The following is a 14,812-nucleotide window of genomic DNA, read 5'->3' on the forward strand; positions in this document are numbered from 1 at the left end:
CGGCTATCTGAATAATGGGCGGGGACTTTGTGAATTCAATATTAATGCTAATTATTTTAATTAACGTTGCCTATATGACCCTTTTCACATTGCGTATGATTTTAGTGATTAAAGGCTATCGTAAAGTAGCTGTATTCTTGTCCATGGTAGAAGTTTTTATTTATTTGATGGGGTTAACGATTGTTCTTGATAATTTAAGTAACCCATTCAATCTTGCCGCATACTGTATCGGGTGGGGAATCGGCGTCTACCTCGGTGGCATAATCGAAAATCGTCTCGCACTCGGTTATATCGTGTTTGATATTATAGTCGATGCATTAGAAATTGATTTACCGATGCACCTAAGAGGTAAAGGCTATGGGGTTACTTCGTGGACTGCCGAAGGGAAAGACGGCGAACGGTTATGTTTAAAAGTGTTAGCAAAAAGGAAAAATGAAACCAAACTCCGAAGTTTCGTGACGCAGTTGTCTCCAAAAGCATTTATCATTTTCTATGAGCCCAATCGCTATAATGGTGGTTTTCTTATGGGAAGCTTTGAATCCATTATTCAGATTAATAATAAAGTTTAAACGCTAGAATATAGAAAAGACTTCTTGTGAATTCACAAGAAGTCTTTTCTATATTCTAGCGTCGATTATTCATAAAGATCTTTATACCGTTTCATAAATTTACGGTCAATGTATTGTTTCATCTTCCACGGAATTTTGCCATGAAAAAGCTGGCTTCCATAAGATAAGAAAGCTTCGCCATCGCCTGTAGAAAGAATGGAAATATATCTCTTTTGAGGAGTAAAGCGTACTAATTGGCCTTTCGATAAGCTCTTTTTTAAGTTTTCCCAAAGAATCGGACCTTGGCGTACCGCATAAACACCATTTTTAGCTAGAGCGGGATACTGATCAATGGTTACACAATCACCAGCACCAAAAATTTCAGGATGTTGATTATTTTGCAACATTTCGTTTACTAACAAATATCCGTTGGTATCTGTAGGGAGTCCAGAAGTTTGAAACAACTCAAAGCTTTTCGGACCTGTTAGCCATAAAACATCTGACTGTGGATGACTGTCACCTGTACTTGTTCTCACATTGCTTTCATCAACTGACTCTATGCCCACGCCTGAATAAAAAGACAATGCTTTTTGCGTGGCGATTTTCTCGATTTTTTTTGAAGCTGCAGTTCCTTGACTGACTAGCAATTTGGTTGAACTAAAGAGTGCTACATTGCTAGGTAGACGATTTTTCTTACGCCAAGACAGAATTGAAAAGGCCAATTCTACTCCAGACGCGCCACCTCCCACGATTACTGGGTGAGTAGATTCACGCATTTTGACCAATCGATCGGGAAAGCGATAGTTTGGTTTGATCGATAATGCATGGTTTTCAACTGCCTCAGGGATCGCGATTTGTGAGCCAATATCAAATGATACAACATCATACGGATAAACTGCTCCGTTTAGACCTGTCAGCTTTTGCGACTTTGCATCGATATTCACGATTGCATCTTCTAGAAATTCAACATTGATGCTATGGGATAGTTTAGGTAAGTCAATCCTGACATCGTCCAAGCTATATACACCTTCTGTATATCCAGAGAACATGCCAGAATAATATTGATAAGGAGACGGTGAGATCAATACGACGCGCCAGTCTTTTTGAGAATCGTTCTTTAATCGCTCTAGACAATGCAAATGCGCATGTCCGCCGCCTACTAATACGAGGGTTTTCATTTCTCACTACTCCAATCTAGTTTAAAATACGTTTTGCTTCAGCCATACGTTGGTAAATGGTGAAAAGTTGAATTGCGACAAAAATTAACGTAATGGCGATCAAATGCGTTGAAAACACTATCATTAGGGTAAACAATATAAAGCCTTCCGTTCTTTCTGCTAGTCCAGCTTGATAGTAGAACGACTTTACTCCTTTTTTATCAGTTAAAGCCCCAACGGTTAGAAAGACAGTCATGGCAACAATAATGGAAGTGCTTAACAATAAAAGCGCCCACATCGCGTCTGGAAAACGGAAAGCTAGTCCCAAAATCACGCTAATTTCTACCATTCTGTCAAAGCTAATATCAAGCAATGTTCCCCACGGAGAAGGTTTTGTTTTTCTGGCCATGGTTCCATCGACAACATCTAAATAGCCGGATAACCAAAGAACAATGACTGCCCATAAAGGTTGATCGAGGTAAATAAAGACGCCTGATGATAGGCCGACTGCAAACGCAATTTTGGTCACACTGTTGGCTGATAAGCCTATTTTCAATAAAAAATCAGCTGTTTTATCTACGACTGGTTGTACATGTTTTCGTGCATGGGTATCGAGCATGAGTTTCACCTTTTCGTTTTCAGTATAAATTAAGTATAAGTGATGTTCACAATTGTAACCTGTATTAACACTCGATTCAAAATAATCACATGTTATTGAGTGCAATTAAGCGAAATATGGGGTTCTCTATTGTTAAGATGGATTTACTTTAAAAATAGAAAGGAATTGATAGTAATGGTCAAAAAATATGATATTGCCATAATTGGAGCAGGTGCAGCGGGGTTAACTGCTGCTTTTACAGCCGCAGGATTTTCAAAAAGCGTCGTTTTAATCGATAAAAACTTACCTGGTGGTGAATGTACTTGGTCAGGCTGTATTCCAAGTAAATCACTTATTAATATCGCAAAAGAAGTACACAGCGCAAAAAAATATACGCCAGATTTACAAGTAGATACTTCAGTTGTCTTAAAAGATATACAAGACGTTATACAAAAGGTCTATGCGGGCGAATCACCAGATGTATTAGAAGAAGCAGGCATAGACTTTATCAATAGCTACGCAAAATTTATCGAGCCTCATGCACTAGAAGTAGATAATGAGCGTATTGAAGCGAAAAAAATCATTCTTTCAACAGGATCTTCTCCGATGGTTCCGCCAATTGAAGGCTTGGATCAAGTTTCATATTTAACAAACGAAACCATTTTTACTCAAACGACGTTCCCGAAAACAATGACGATCCTTGGTGGTGGTGCAATTGGCGTGGAACTGAGCCAAGCATTAAATCGCATTGGTGTTAAAGTCACACTTGTCGAAAAATTCGAGCGCATCTTGCCAAAAGACGAAGAGGATCTCGTGTTGATGATTCAGCAGCGCTTGATCGATGAAGGTGTTACGATTCACACCGGCGCAACTGCCGTTCGTGCAGAGCAAAGCGGTGAAATTATTGATTTGATAATCGAAAAAGATGGCAGTGAACAAACGATTAGTGGAGAAGGGCTTTTAGTAGCGCTTGGCCGTCAAGCAAATGTAAAAGGTTTTGGATTGGAAACTGCGGGTGTCGAATATGATTCGAAAAGCATTAAAGTTGACGATTATTTAGAAACAACTACTAAAGGAGTATATGCGATAGGCGACGTCGTAGGACCTTATCAATTATCACATATGGCAAATGCACAAGGAATTTTAGCAACACAAAATGCGATTTTACCTATAAATCGAAAAATGGATTATGAGCACGTAACGTGGTGTACATACACTGATCCTGAGCTCGGACGCTCTGGATTATCCGAAGATGAAGCTCGCGAGAAATACGGCGATTCTATTCGCGTATATGAACACGAATATGCAGACTTAGACCGTGCCAATACAAAAAAAGACAGCATTGGGAAAGTAAAAATTATATTAGATAAAAAAGGTTATATTTTAGGTGCTAGTATTCTTGGTGACCGCGCTGGTGAAATCATCAGCCAAATTCAAACGATTAAAACCTTGAAGATCAATATGGGCAAACTATCAGGTGTGATACACCCGTATCCAACTTATAGTGAAGTGCTAGTGAAAATTGGTAAAAAAGTATTTGTAGACAACTTATTAAATCAGCCTGTTGTTAAAACGTTCAACCAAGCTAAAGCGGGTGAATTGCCTGCCAAAAAGATTGGCATTTACGGAGCTGTTGCGACAGCGGGGATCGGTATCGCCAATTTGGTTCTCAACAACAATTTAAAACCAAAACTAGGTGTTGAAAATGGCCGTTTAAAAGAAATACCTTCAACACCAAACGCCATCTCTTCTCAAACAACTAAACAAGAAATGCACGTTCCAGCATGGCCATACAATGGCAACAAGCATATGGCAAAACAAAGTTTGCTTAGGATGCTAGAAAATTATGAAGGCATCAAAATCCAGCAAAACGATGGCAATTACGTACACGCCGTAGCTGTATCCAAACCACTAGGCTTTAAAGATGATATCGAATTTTACTTTAACGACCAAGCCGAAAGAATCGAGTACCGATCAGCATCTCGCGTTGGCTATTCAGACTGGGGCGTCAACCGAGAGCGTTACGATGATATGAGAGGTCGTTACTTTAGCATTTTGGCGCAAAAGCAAAACCTATGAACAAGAAAAAAAGTTTACAACTAGCAAAATGGATAGCGATTGCTGCGTTAATTGGGATCGTGATTTGGCTTAGCCGCTCTGTTTTTCAAGTAGATGCCAATGATCTTCGTAATTGGATTTTGTCATTTGGTTTTTGGTCGCCCGTTTTATACATTTTAATTTATACTGTTCGACCGCTCATCTTTTTTCCCGCATCGGTATTATCCATTGCAGGCGGCTTAGCTTTTGGGGCTTGGCTAGGGACACTTTATACCATTATTGGCGCAACACTTGGCGCGATGTTGTCTTTTTACGTTGCGAAAACTCTAGGGAAGAGCTTTGTTCGTAAATCATGGACCGGTAACGTTGGGAAAATCCAGTCTCAAATGGAACAAAACGGCTTTTTCTATGTCTTGCTGTTTCGTTTCATCCCGGTAATTAATTTTGATTTGATCAGTTACGTAGCGGCTTTTGCGAAAGTACGATTTTCGTCTTTCGCGTTAGCTACATTTATCGGAATCATCCCGGGTACGTTTGCTTATAATTTTTTGGGCAGTAGTTTTGTTAGCGGAAATCCAAAAATCATTGTTCTTGCTGTCGTCGTTTTCGTTATACTAACAGTAGTGCCAATTGCTTTACGCAATCGGTGGAACAAAAAACAAAAGCTCGATAAATAATAGCCATTTTATCAACGGATTTGGGAAGTGTGAAAATGAAGAATTCCGTATTACTGGTTTCATCCATACTAGCGTTAACCTTAACAGCTTGTACTCAAGCCACTAAAGAAAAAACAGCTGAAGAAACAGATCAATTGCTGACTAGTGATTGGCAAACAATTGCAGATTCAGCAACGGGTCAGCAAGTAAATATGTATATGTGGGGAGGCAGTGACAACATTAATCGTTATATCGATGAGTGGGTTGCGCCTCGCTTGAAAAAAGACCATGACGTGGAACTAAACCGAATTCCGATGAACGATTCGCAAGACATTGTTAATCAATTAGTTGATGAAAAATTTGCTAATAAGTCCAGTGGTAGTATGGACATCATTTGGATTAACGGTGAAAATTTTAAAGTCGCTAAAGATAATGAGCTGCTATGGGGAAGTTTTAGTGGACAGTTACCAAATTTTAACGACTTTGTCGATAAAGAGGCACCTGAAATTGCCAATGATTTTGGTGAGCCTGTAGAAGGCCTCGAAGCACCATGGGGCAAAGCACAATTTGTTTTCGTCCACGATGAAAGCAAATCGCCAAATCCACCAAAATCGATGGATGAACTAGCTAAATGGGTCGAAGAAAATCCAGGACAGTTTACGTATCCGGCTTTACCCGACTTTACGGGGAGTGCGTTTGTCCGTCACGTGTTATATGAAACAACGGGTGGATATGAGCAGTATCAACAACCGGCTGAGTCGTTTCCAGACTTGGAGACACATCTAGAGCCGATGTGGGATTATTTAAATAGCATCGAGCCACATTTGTGGCGTGGTGGGGAAACGTATCCTGAAAATTTAGCAAAACAAGATCAATTGTATACAAGTGGGGAAATTGGCGTAACTATGAGTTATGACCCTGCACTTGCTGCAAGTGAAGTGCTAAAAGGAAGATTTCCGGATTCTACGCGTACCTTTATGTTAGATGCTGGAACGCTTTCCAACACACATTTTCTTTCGATACCATTTAATTCTTCTGCAAAAGCAGGAGCGATGGTGGCGATCAATGAATTAATGTCACCAGCCGCCCAAACAGCTAAATTGTCTCCAGAAAACTGGGGAGACTTATCAGCACTCGACTTAAATTTATTGTCATCTGAACAGCAACAGGCAATGAACAACGTTGATCTAGGCACAGCTACATTATCGTTAGCAGAACTAGAAGATAATCGTCTCCCAGAACTTTCATCTGACTATATTGAAATTATTGAAAAAGGTTGGTTGCAATATGTGGCAAAAGAATAAACCGTATCTCTTATTGCTTCCGGCTGTCGGAACCATTGTCCTCCTGTTTTTCGGGGGACTTTTTGATGGCTTTTTAAAAAGCCTCGGTTATTTTCCAGCACTTGGGCAACGTGACTTTAATGCCGACGCGTATCGAGCGTTGTTCGATTCATCGGAATTTTGGGTATCACTTGGATTAACTTTTCGCGTAGCGTTACTATCTTCTTTTTTCGCAGCTATTTTGGGTGCGGTTTTGGCGATTTCACTATTTACGCTAAAAGAATCGACTAATGGTGAGAATTCGTCTATTTGGCAACAATTATTTCAATTGCCTTTGACGATCCCCCACCTAGTTGGTGGTTATATAATGGTGTTGTTGTTTATGCAAAGTGGCTTTTTGTCGCGAATTCTAACCAATCTTGGCATAATCGATACAATTGCAGAATTTCCGGTGTTGGTGAATGATTCGTTTGGGTGGGGCATTATATTTACATACGCTTGGAAAGAAGCACCCTTTATTTCGTTAATGATTTATCCCGTGCTGTCCCGCATTCACCACTCTTGGCGAGATGTTTCGCGCGTATTCGGCGCAAATCGGTGGCATTACATTCGAGAAATTGTTGTCCCGGTTATGATGCCAGCTTGGACAATCGCCACATTTATCGTCTTTGTTTTCACGTTCTCTGCTTTTGAAGTTCCGTTTTTATTGGGGGTCACGTATCCGAGCACATTGCCCGTGTATTCCTATCAACTCTATACAAGTGGTACGCTAACAGACCGGCCAGAAGCACTTGCGGTCAACATTCTTTTGGCTAGTTTCACTGTATTATTAGGTGTCGTTGTTTACGCAATTAATAAACGGTGGAACGCTTTTAAGGGGTGGGATTGATGAACAAACCTCGCGCGATTTTGAAGATCATCCTGACTGCTGTAGTTTTTGTTTTAATATTCTTGCCTTTTATTCCGCTAGTTCTAACAAGTTTGTCGTTTGGTTGGCAATGGCCGGCCGTTTTACCAGAGTCGATTAGTTTTCGGGCGTGGAATTACGTGCTATTTGGCAGTTCGGGAACATGGCAAGCGGTCGGTATAAGTTTGCTAATTGCGTTAATTGTGACAGCTCTAAATATACTGCTCGCAGTACCAGCTGCCAATGCACTGGTGCGCAATTCGTTTCGTGGCAAATGGCTAATAGAAGCCATTATTTTTGCACCAATTATTATTCCACCTTTTGTCGCAGTTATGGGCATTCATTTAACATTTTTAAGACTGGGATTAACAGAAACGATAGGAGGTGTGGTATTAGCTCATATTGCGCCGACCTTGCCCTATATGGTGCGTGCTATTATGATAAGTTATCAAACTTTATCTATCGATTGGGAAGACCAAGCTCGTATGCTCGGTGCAGGTCCTGTTTCTCGCTTTAGCTTTGTTGTATTGCCTCATTTATTACCTGGTATTATCGCTGGGGCAAGCTTGAGTATGTTAATTTCATTGGGTCAATACTTGATCACCTTTATTATTGGTTCTGGTCAAGTAGTTACTTTGTCTATACTGTTATTTCCATTTATAAGCGGAGGAGACCCTGCAATCGCTTCGGCATATTCGTTAATGTTCGCAGGCATGGCAATCATGACCTTATTTGGATTAGACGTTCTTTTGAAAAAATACTACCAGCAGAAAAAAGCAGTAACAATTAACGACTAAGGGAGTGAGAATGTGAGTGATTTGCGAATTGTTGATATGGAAAAACAATATAAACAACCGCGACAAAAAGACAACTCTGCCTTTTCTTTGCATCCAGTCAATTTGACGATTCACGAAGGCGAATTTTTCTCATTGCTTGGACCTTCTGGTTGTGGCAAAACGAGTCTTTTAAAGTTAGTTGCAGGTTTGCTTCAAGCCGATAGCGGAGAAATCTGGATTGGTGATCAAAATTTAACTCGAGTCCCATCAGAAGAACGAAACTTCGCAATGGTTTTCCAACAATCGTTATTGTTTCCGCATATGACAATAGAAGAAAATGTTGCTTTCGGATTAAAGATGCAAAAAGTTAATAAAAAAGAGCGTTTAAAAAAAGCGCGCGATATGCTTGAGCACGTCGGACTCCGTGGCTACGGCAGCCGATTTCCTGACGAACTAAGTGGAGGCCAACAGCAACGCGTGGCCTTAGCAAGAGCATTGGTAGCCAATCCGCGCGTGTTATTAATGGATGAACCATTTAGTGCACTAGATCCTGGACTGCGTGAGGAAATGCGTGATTTACTTAGCCGGATTCAACAAGAGTTTCGTGTCACCGTATTGTTTGTAACGCATGACCGAGAAGAAGCCTTTACATTATCAGATCGTATTGCCGTAATGAGCCAAGGCACGGTGTTGCAAGTGGGAAGTGCAAAAGAGTTATACGAGCGTCCGAAAACAACAAAGGTAGCCTCGTTCCTTGGCTTAAAAAATATCATAGAAGGAACTGTTGAAAAAGGTCGTTTTCAGTCTGCAGATGGTCGCTTTGAGTTTTTAGTAGAAGATGCCACGGAGACAGGTCCAAGTTGTTTGATCATACGACCTGAAGTATTGCAGGTCGTAACTGAAAATTCACCTTCACTGCGCGTCTTTCAAATTCACGGAGTGGTAGAACAGATCAAGTTTAACCACGGTTTTTATTCAGTTAAAATAAGCGTAGGAGACTCTCATTTAACTTGCAGTTTGACGAGTCAGCAAATCGAGCTATTCAGCATAGGGCAAACCATTTCTCTACAAGCAGAGAGAAGGGATTTATGGGTTGTGAAAAAGTGAATAATTTATATTCAGTACATTTTATTAAGTTATTCAATTTATTCATCTAAAAAATAGAAGATAAATGAATATTTATATTAAATTATTCATTACCACTTGATAACTCTTTAAATGAATATAAGCTTTGACTTATATAATAAGGTTGGCATACACTTAATCTAAAGGAGTGGATCTTAAATGGAGACTTTATCAACACAATCTGCAGCTGACGTTACGGCTTGTCTAAAAGCTGTCAGCGATCCAACTCGTCTAATGATGATGAAATTGCTTGAGACGAACGAGTATTGCGTATGTCAATTTGTTGAAATGTTTGGCATGAGTCAGCCAGCAATTAGTCAACATTTGCGAAAGCTAAAACAAGTAGGGCTTTTAAACGAAAATAGAAGAGGGCAGTGGCGCTTTTATTCGATGAATATTGATTCAGCCCACGCCGACTTGCTGTTGGATATTTTAAGTCATATTAATGACTCGGATGCACAACTTCAATCTTTGCGTGCGAAAGAAAAACCGGTAGATTGCTTTTAAAACTATAGCTATGTTAAAGGAGAATCAAGTATGACGAAAAAAATTATTTACTTTTTATGCACAGGAAATTCTTGCCGTAGCCAAATGGCTGAAGGTTGGGCAAAACAACATTTAGCACCCGAGTGGGACGTATACAGTGCAGGAATTGAAGCTCACGGATTAAATCCAAATGCTGTGAAAGCAATGAATGAAGTGGCTATTGATATCTCTACTCAAACTTCAGACATTATTGACGAAGAGTTGCTCAACCGCGCGGATTTTATCGTGACTCTTTGCGGCGATGCAGCGGATAAATGTCCAATGACGCCTAATCATATTCGCCGCGAACATTGGGGTTTTGAAGACCCGGCAAAAGCACAAGGAACAGAAGAAGAAAAATGGACTGTTTTTCAAACGGTTCGTGATGCTATCGGAACGCGCATAGAATCGTTTGCGAAAACAGGTATCTAATAGACTAATTTTTACCCCCACAAGCTTATAAAAAGGCTTGTGGGGGTTTATTTATTTAAATTGTCGACCTATTCCGATAACTGTATTGACACAGTTGAGAGGGCTAATTATACTTGCTATATAACAGAGTTAGTTATTTTCACACGAGAGGGGTCATATAATGTTAGCAACATTAACACCACTAGATTGGAAACGTCGTGCAGTAAAATACTATCCAGAAAAAGTAGCAGTGATTGATGGAGATAAAAAGTTTACATACAAGGAATTTGGCAAACGGGTAGATCAGCTCTCCATCGCTTTACATAAAGCGGGTATTGGCAATAATGATCATGTGGCGGTTATGCTGCCGAATAATCACGCCATGCTCGAATGCTTTTACGGCATTCCACCACTCGGAGCGGTTATCGTACCGCTCAATTACCGATTATCAACAAAAGATTTAACGTATATTTTAAAACATAGTGATGCAAAAATACTCATAGTAGATGCGGAATTTGGCAAAATGCTTGAAGAAGTGCAAGATGAGCTGCCGATTGAAACGTACATTGTTGTCGCAGTAGATGGAACGGAATCCGCAATTAAAGGTGAAGACTACGAAGACTTTATCGGAAACATAGCAGTTGATGCAAAAGTTCCTCAAGTTGAGTTAGATGAAAACCAAATGCTGTCGCTAAATTATACGAGCGGTACAACGTCTAGTCCAAAAGGCGTTATGCAAACGCACCGCACCAATTACATGAATGCTGCGAATTTCTTGCACCATTTAGAGATCAAATATGATGACGTGTATTTACATACTTTGCCAATGTTTCATACGAACGGATGGGGTGGTGTATGGGCAATTACTGCAGCGGGAGCGACGCATGTTTGTTTGCGTAAAGTTGATCCACCTCTGATTTTAGATCTATTTGAAAATCATGGCATCACGTCACTTTGCGGTGCACCGACCGTAGTCAATATGCTCGTCAATGAACCAAAAGCGAATAGACTTCAGTTAACACAAACGATCCGGATGGGAACTGCAGGTGCACCACCAGCCGCAGCACTTATTGCGAAAGCGCAAAGTATTCTCGGGTTGAATATGATGCATGTATACGGATTGACTGAAACTTCACCGTTTATCCTTTATTGCGAATGGAAAAACGAGTTTAATGACTTGGATCCTGAACAACAAGCATCTATAAAAGCACGCCAAGGGATAGAGCTCGCTTTTAACGGCGAAACAAAAGTCGTCAACCAAGAAGACGGCGAAGAAGTAGCCTGGAACGGCAAAGAACTTGGTGAGATTGTCACGCGTGGCAACGTCGTTATGGCCGGTTACTACAAAGATCCTGAAAAAACAGCAGAAGCTATTCGCGATGGTTGGTTTTATACAGGGGATTTAGCAGTGACGCATCCGGATGGCTTTATCGAAATCCAAGATCGTATTAAAGACATGATCATTTCTGGAGGCGAAAACATTTCTTCAACTGAAATCGAAGGGGTCTTGTACAATCATCCGGCCATTGCTGAAGTGGCTGTGATTGCCGTGCCGGACGAAAAGTGGGGGGAAGTACCAAAAGCCATTATTGTGCTGCATGAAGGAGTACAAGCAACAGAACAAGAAATTCTCGATTATACACGCGAACACATGTCACGCTTTAAAGTACCAAAATCAGTAGACTTTGTTGAGGCTTTACCGAAAACGGCAACAGGGAAACTGCAGAAATTCCAGTTGCGCGAAATGTACTGGGGTAGCGGGAAAAAAGTAAATTAAATTTTAAAACCGTTTATCCATGAGATTGTGCATGGATAGACGGTTTTTGTGATTGGTTAACATTACAAAATGGCTACAAAAACTAACGTGACTATTAAACTTATGACGGTTGAATTAACCCAGTAATTTTTGTCACGAATATTCAGCAGAAGAAAACCAACAATAAAATTAATGAATAACATCGCGATAAACACAAGTGTAACGGTGCTCATTATATATATCATCTAGTCAATCTCCGTTCGGTTTATTTTTTACCTTTGATTTCTTCTGAAAGTTTGACGATTTTTAATTTTAATTTTCAATCGTTTTGAGTTTTTTTAAATAATACTTAGTGAACAATGACAATGAGTACAATAGCCATACCTACAAAAACCCCCATTGCATTATTCAACTATCTATTAAGCTGTTTTACTGGCTAGTTTCGATTAAGTTGTTTGTGTTATCTTCTATCGAAACCAAAGATCCATCGCCGCTCAGTTTCACTTCTAAATAGTACTTTCTCTGTTGTTTATTTTGCACGATAACAAAATAATTACCTCGGCCGAAATCATATTTAGTTCCTCCACGAGACAAATTAGTACTCTCGCTATATTCAGTTACCACAAATTCTTTAGCATAATTAAATGCAGCCATTTTATTTTCTTTGTGTTCATAATACAAAGAAGCTGCGCCAACGATGATTCCGATAAACAAAAGGGAAGACAAGCATGCGATTACGATTTTTTTCATGAAATTTACCTCTACAATTTAATGATAGTTATAATGTTGGTTTCGAATGGGTGTAACCTATGTAAATAATTTATCAAACTTTCCAGGCATAATCCGGTAGTTTTTAACTTCTGTCATATATGTTGTGAAATTTAGAGGAAATCCAATTTGCTTACTGACTAAACTGATTGATGGAAGCATTTTAAACATATAAATCTTGAGATAGCCCTATTATATCTCGGCACTGAGTACCGTTTTCTAAAATTTCCTTTGCATACTGTCTGACAATGCAATTAACAACTATAAACTTAAGACTCGAATTCGAATACTATATTGACATTTCTTATCATGCATTTATAATTGATTATGATAATCATTTTCAATTAGCTCGAGTAAATAAAAGGAGCTAGTCCAAGCCACATGACGATTTTAAAAATGCATGAACTAATGAATTCAAAGCGAAACTAGTTTTAAAGACCATATAAGTAAGTAGAGCGGAGGACGAGTTAGGTTCAATTTCAAAAAGCAGTAGTATAGTTGGCAGCTATAAAGTTATTTCCGCAAAAAAGATTTTCACAGATGCAAGTGACAGTATGGTTCGAAAGGGTGTAAATGATGAAAAATATCGAAAAATACAGAAATGCTTTTATAGATGCGTTGGAATTAGAAGAGGACGAGGTAAGTGAAGATTTGGCATTAGGAGAAACAAGTGAATGGGATTCACTTGGACATATGATTCTCATTTCTACGATGGAGGAAGTTTTCGATGTGTCATTAGATTCTGAATGGATGACAGAGTTCAATTCTTACCTGTCAGGGATAGAGCTATTGAATCGTTTGGGAGTAGACTTTGTAAATGAATAGTTTCAAAAATTTTGAGGTGTTCGGAAACCGCACCGCTGTAGTTGCTGAACGAGACTATTCGTACGCTGAAATGGTGGATATTGCGGACGCTATTTGCGGTAAAGTAGGTGAAAGAACACTTGTTTTTTGTTTGTGTTCAAATAACAAAGAATCTTTATTTGGCTACGTAGGTTTTCTTAGAGGTCATGTTGTACCGGTCCTTTTGGATGCATCTATACAGACTGAGCGGTTGAATAAACTGATTACTATATATAAGCCTGCATACATTTGGGCGAGTAGTGATAATCAAGGGCTAATAAACACAATGGGTCGCTCATTTGTGTATGGTGAATACACATTATTCAAAAGTCCGACATTTTACCAGCATAAGCTTGATGAACATCTTGCGCTTCTTTTAACAACCTCAGGAAGTACCGGTAGCCCCAAATTTGTTCGCTTAAGCTACGAAAACGTCTTTAAAAATGCTGAATCGATTGTGAAGTACCTTGAGATTAAAGCGGACGATAAGCCAATCACAACACTTCCAATGAATTACTCTTATGGTCTATCGATCATCAACAGCCATTTTATATGCGGCGCGACAATTATTGTCACGGATGCATCGATCGTAAAAAAAGAGTTTTGGAACTTATGTAAAGAGCAGGGAGCAACAACTTTTGGTGGAGTTCCTTTCGTGTACGAAATGCTTGATAGGTTGAAGTTTGAAGACTTTGATTTGCCGAGTTTAAAAACACTCACGCAAGCGGGTGGAAAACTAAACTCAACGCTGTCGTCTAAATTTGCGGAGGTATGCAATCAAAAAGGGATTCGATTTTTCACGATGTACGGTCAAACAGAAGCAACGGCGCGGATGAGCTATTTGCCTGCTGAAAAAAACCTTGATAAAGCCGGAAGCATCGGGATTGCCATTCCAGGTGGAGAACTGATGCTGCAAAATGACAACGGCAACTGCATTACAATACCTAACGTGATCGGCGAATTGATCTATAAAGGTGCAAATGTTTCTCTAGGGTATGCGGAGTCGTTAGGCGACTTGTCGAAAAAAGATGAGAATAACGGGACGTTGCATACAGGTGATCTGGCGTACTTTGACCAAGAAGGATATTTCTTTGTAACAGGGCGCATCAAACGAATAATTAAAATCGCTGGAAGCCGAATCAGCTTAGATGAAGTGGAAGGGCTTTTAAATGAGTATGGTCACGAATGTGTCTGCGCCGGAGCGGATGATCAACTACATATCTATACATTAAAAGAAGACCGTATTCAAATTAAAAAAATAATTAAGGAAAACTTAAACTTAAAGGGCTTTAAAGTTATGAGAATTGAGAAAATTCCACGCAACCATTTTGGGAAGATACTCTATAGCGAGTTACCTGAATCTAAATGATTTACGGCTATTTGAACCCGAAACCATAAAAG

Annotated in this window: 15 protein-coding genes; 12 read left to right on the forward strand and 3 right to left on the reverse strand. The window is 39.6% G+C overall.

Annotated elements, in window-relative coordinates:
* Positions 1–14 precede the first annotated feature (14 nt).
* Entirely contained in the window at positions 15–569 is a 555-nt protein-coding gene (locus PLANO_RS07590; protein WP_038703869.1) for a DUF2179 domain-containing protein, read from the forward strand.
* Between the two features lie 65 nt (positions 570–634).
* On the opposite strand, the gene PLANO_RS07595 is transcribed toward PLANO_RS07590, so the two are convergent.
* Positions 635–1,726 carry an FAD-dependent oxidoreductase gene (locus PLANO_RS07595; RefSeq protein WP_038703870.1) on the reverse strand — a complete coding sequence of 364 codons (1,092 nt, stop codon included), beginning with the start codon at positions 1,724–1,726 and terminating at the stop codon, positions 635–637.
* A gap of 16 nt (positions 1,727–1,742) precedes the next feature.
* A complete protein-coding gene (locus tag PLANO_RS07600; protein ID WP_038703871.1) occupies positions 1,743–2,324 on the reverse strand; it encodes a CDP-alcohol phosphatidyltransferase family protein in 582 nt (193 codons plus the stop codon).
* Positions 2,325–2,498: 174 nt separating this feature from the next.
* On the opposite strand from PLANO_RS07600, the gene PLANO_RS07605 reads away from it, so the two are divergent.
* The 9 genes from PLANO_RS07605 to PLANO_RS07645 all read left to right on the forward strand — a co-directional run bounded on the left by PLANO_RS07605 (position 2,499) and on the right by PLANO_RS07645 (position 11,821).
* Positions 2,499–4,382 (forward strand): FAD-dependent oxidoreductase, encoded by a 1,884-nt coding sequence (locus PLANO_RS07605; RefSeq protein ID WP_038703872.1) that lies wholly within the window; start codon positions 2,499–2,501, stop codon positions 4,380–4,382.
* Complete coding sequence (locus PLANO_RS07610; RefSeq protein ID WP_038703873.1) at positions 4,379–5,038, forward strand: TVP38/TMEM64 family protein; 660 nt, start codon at positions 4,379–4,381, stop codon at positions 5,036–5,038. The genes PLANO_RS07605 and PLANO_RS07610 overlap by 4 nt, the downstream gene beginning before the upstream one ends.
* Before the next feature lie 35 nt (positions 5,039–5,073).
* Positions 5,074–6,321 (forward strand): ABC transporter substrate-binding protein, encoded by a 1,248-nt coding sequence (locus tag PLANO_RS07615; protein ID WP_038703874.1) that lies wholly within the window; start codon positions 5,074–5,076, stop codon positions 6,319–6,321.
* Positions 6,305–7,189: an ABC transporter permease gene (locus tag PLANO_RS07620; protein ID WP_038703875.1), complete on the forward strand. Its 885-nt coding sequence runs from the start codon at positions 6,305–6,307 to the stop codon at positions 7,187–7,189. The genes PLANO_RS07615 and PLANO_RS07620 overlap by 17 nt, the downstream gene beginning before the upstream one ends.
* Positions 7,189–8,004, forward strand: coding sequence for an ABC transporter permease (locus tag PLANO_RS07625; protein WP_038703876.1), 816 nt, complete (start codon positions 7,189–7,191; stop codon positions 8,002–8,004). Before PLANO_RS07620 ends, PLANO_RS07625 begins: the two co-directional genes overlap by 1 nt.
* A gap of 12 nt (positions 8,005–8,016) precedes the next feature.
* A complete protein-coding gene (locus PLANO_RS07630) occupies positions 8,017–9,090 on the forward strand; it encodes an ABC transporter ATP-binding protein (RefSeq protein WP_038703877.1) in 1,074 nt (357 codons plus the stop codon).
* Positions 9,091–9,267: 177 nt separating this feature from the next.
* Positions 9,268–9,615 (forward strand): ArsR/SmtB family transcription factor, encoded by a 348-nt coding sequence (locus PLANO_RS07635; RefSeq protein ID WP_038703878.1) that lies wholly within the window; start codon positions 9,268–9,270, stop codon positions 9,613–9,615.
* A 30-nt stretch (positions 9,616–9,645) separates the two neighbouring features.
* The gene (gene arsC, locus PLANO_RS07640) at positions 9,646–10,065 is read left to right on the forward strand and encodes an arsenate reductase (thioredoxin) (protein WP_038703879.1); all 420 of its coding nucleotides are present in this window, start codon (positions 9,646–9,648) and stop codon (positions 10,063–10,065) included.
* Positions 10,066–10,225: 160 nt separating this feature from the next.
* Positions 10,226–11,821, forward strand: coding sequence for a long-chain-fatty-acid--CoA ligase (locus tag PLANO_RS07645; RefSeq protein ID WP_038703880.1), 1,596 nt, complete (start codon positions 10,226–10,228; stop codon positions 11,819–11,821).
* A 408-nt stretch (positions 11,822–12,229) separates the two neighbouring features.
* Here the strand turns inward: PLANO_RS07645 and PLANO_RS07650 are convergent, their stop codons facing one another.
* Positions 12,230–12,550 carry a hypothetical protein gene (locus PLANO_RS07650; protein WP_038703881.1) on the reverse strand — a complete coding sequence of 107 codons (321 nt, stop codon included), beginning with the start codon at positions 12,548–12,550 and terminating at the stop codon, positions 12,230–12,232.
* Positions 12,551–13,144: 594 nt separating this feature from the next.
* Between PLANO_RS07650 and PLANO_RS07655 the strand changes: the two genes are divergently transcribed.
* Together PLANO_RS07655 and PLANO_RS07660 are read left to right on the forward strand one after the other, a co-directional pair.
* On the forward strand, positions 13,145–13,393 hold the full coding sequence (locus PLANO_RS07655; RefSeq protein ID WP_038703882.1) for an acyl carrier protein: 249 nt from the start codon (positions 13,145–13,147) through the stop codon (positions 13,391–13,393).
* Positions 13,386–14,780, forward strand: coding sequence for an AMP-binding protein (locus PLANO_RS07660; protein ID WP_038703883.1), 1,395 nt, complete (start codon positions 13,386–13,388; stop codon positions 14,778–14,780). The genes PLANO_RS07655 and PLANO_RS07660 overlap by 8 nt, the downstream gene beginning before the upstream one ends.
* Positions 14,781–14,812: the final 32 nt, after the last annotated feature.

Source organism: Planococcus sp. PAMC 21323 (genome assembly GCF_000785555.1).
Taxonomy (GTDB): Bacteria; Bacillota; Bacilli; order Bacillales_A; family Planococcaceae; genus Planococcus.

Coding starts and splice junctions, on each gene's coding strand:
- PLANO_RS07590 (WP_038703869.1), top strand. CDS start 15: ATGGGCGGGGACTTTGTGAATTCAATATTAATGCTAATTATTTTAATT.
- PLANO_RS07595 (WP_038703870.1), bottom strand. CDS start 1,726: ATGAAAACCCTCGTATTAGTAGGCGGCGGACATGCGCATTTGCATTGT.
- PLANO_RS07600 (WP_038703871.1), bottom strand. CDS start 2,324: ATGCTCGATACCCATGCACGAAAACATGTACAACCAGTCGTAGATAAA.
- PLANO_RS07605 (WP_038703872.1), top strand. CDS start 2,499: ATGGTCAAAAAATATGATATTGCCATAATTGGAGCAGGTGCAGCGGGG.
- PLANO_RS07610 (WP_038703873.1), top strand. CDS start 4,379: ATGAACAAGAAAAAAAGTTTACAACTAGCAAAATGGATAGCGATTGCT.
- PLANO_RS07615 (WP_038703874.1), top strand. CDS start 5,074: ATGAAGAATTCCGTATTACTGGTTTCATCCATACTAGCGTTAACCTTA.
- PLANO_RS07620 (WP_038703875.1), top strand. CDS start 6,305: ATGTGGCAAAAGAATAAACCGTATCTCTTATTGCTTCCGGCTGTCGGA.
- PLANO_RS07625 (WP_038703876.1), top strand. CDS start 7,189: ATGAACAAACCTCGCGCGATTTTGAAGATCATCCTGACTGCTGTAGTT.
- PLANO_RS07635 (WP_038703878.1), top strand. CDS start 9,268: ATGGAGACTTTATCAACACAATCTGCAGCTGACGTTACGGCTTGTCTA.
- arsC (WP_038703879.1), top strand. CDS start 9,646: ATGACGAAAAAAATTATTTACTTTTTATGCACAGGAAATTCTTGCCGT.
- PLANO_RS07645 (WP_038703880.1), top strand. CDS start 10,226: ATGTTAGCAACATTAACACCACTAGATTGGAAACGTCGTGCAGTAAAA.
- PLANO_RS07650 (WP_038703881.1), bottom strand. CDS start 12,550: ATGAAAAAAATCGTAATCGCATGCTTGTCTTCCCTTTTGTTTATCGGA.
- PLANO_RS07655 (WP_038703882.1), top strand. CDS start 13,145: ATGAAAAATATCGAAAAATACAGAAATGCTTTTATAGATGCGTTGGAA.
- PLANO_RS07660 (WP_038703883.1), top strand. CDS start 13,386: ATGAATAGTTTCAAAAATTTTGAGGTGTTCGGAAACCGCACCGCTGTA.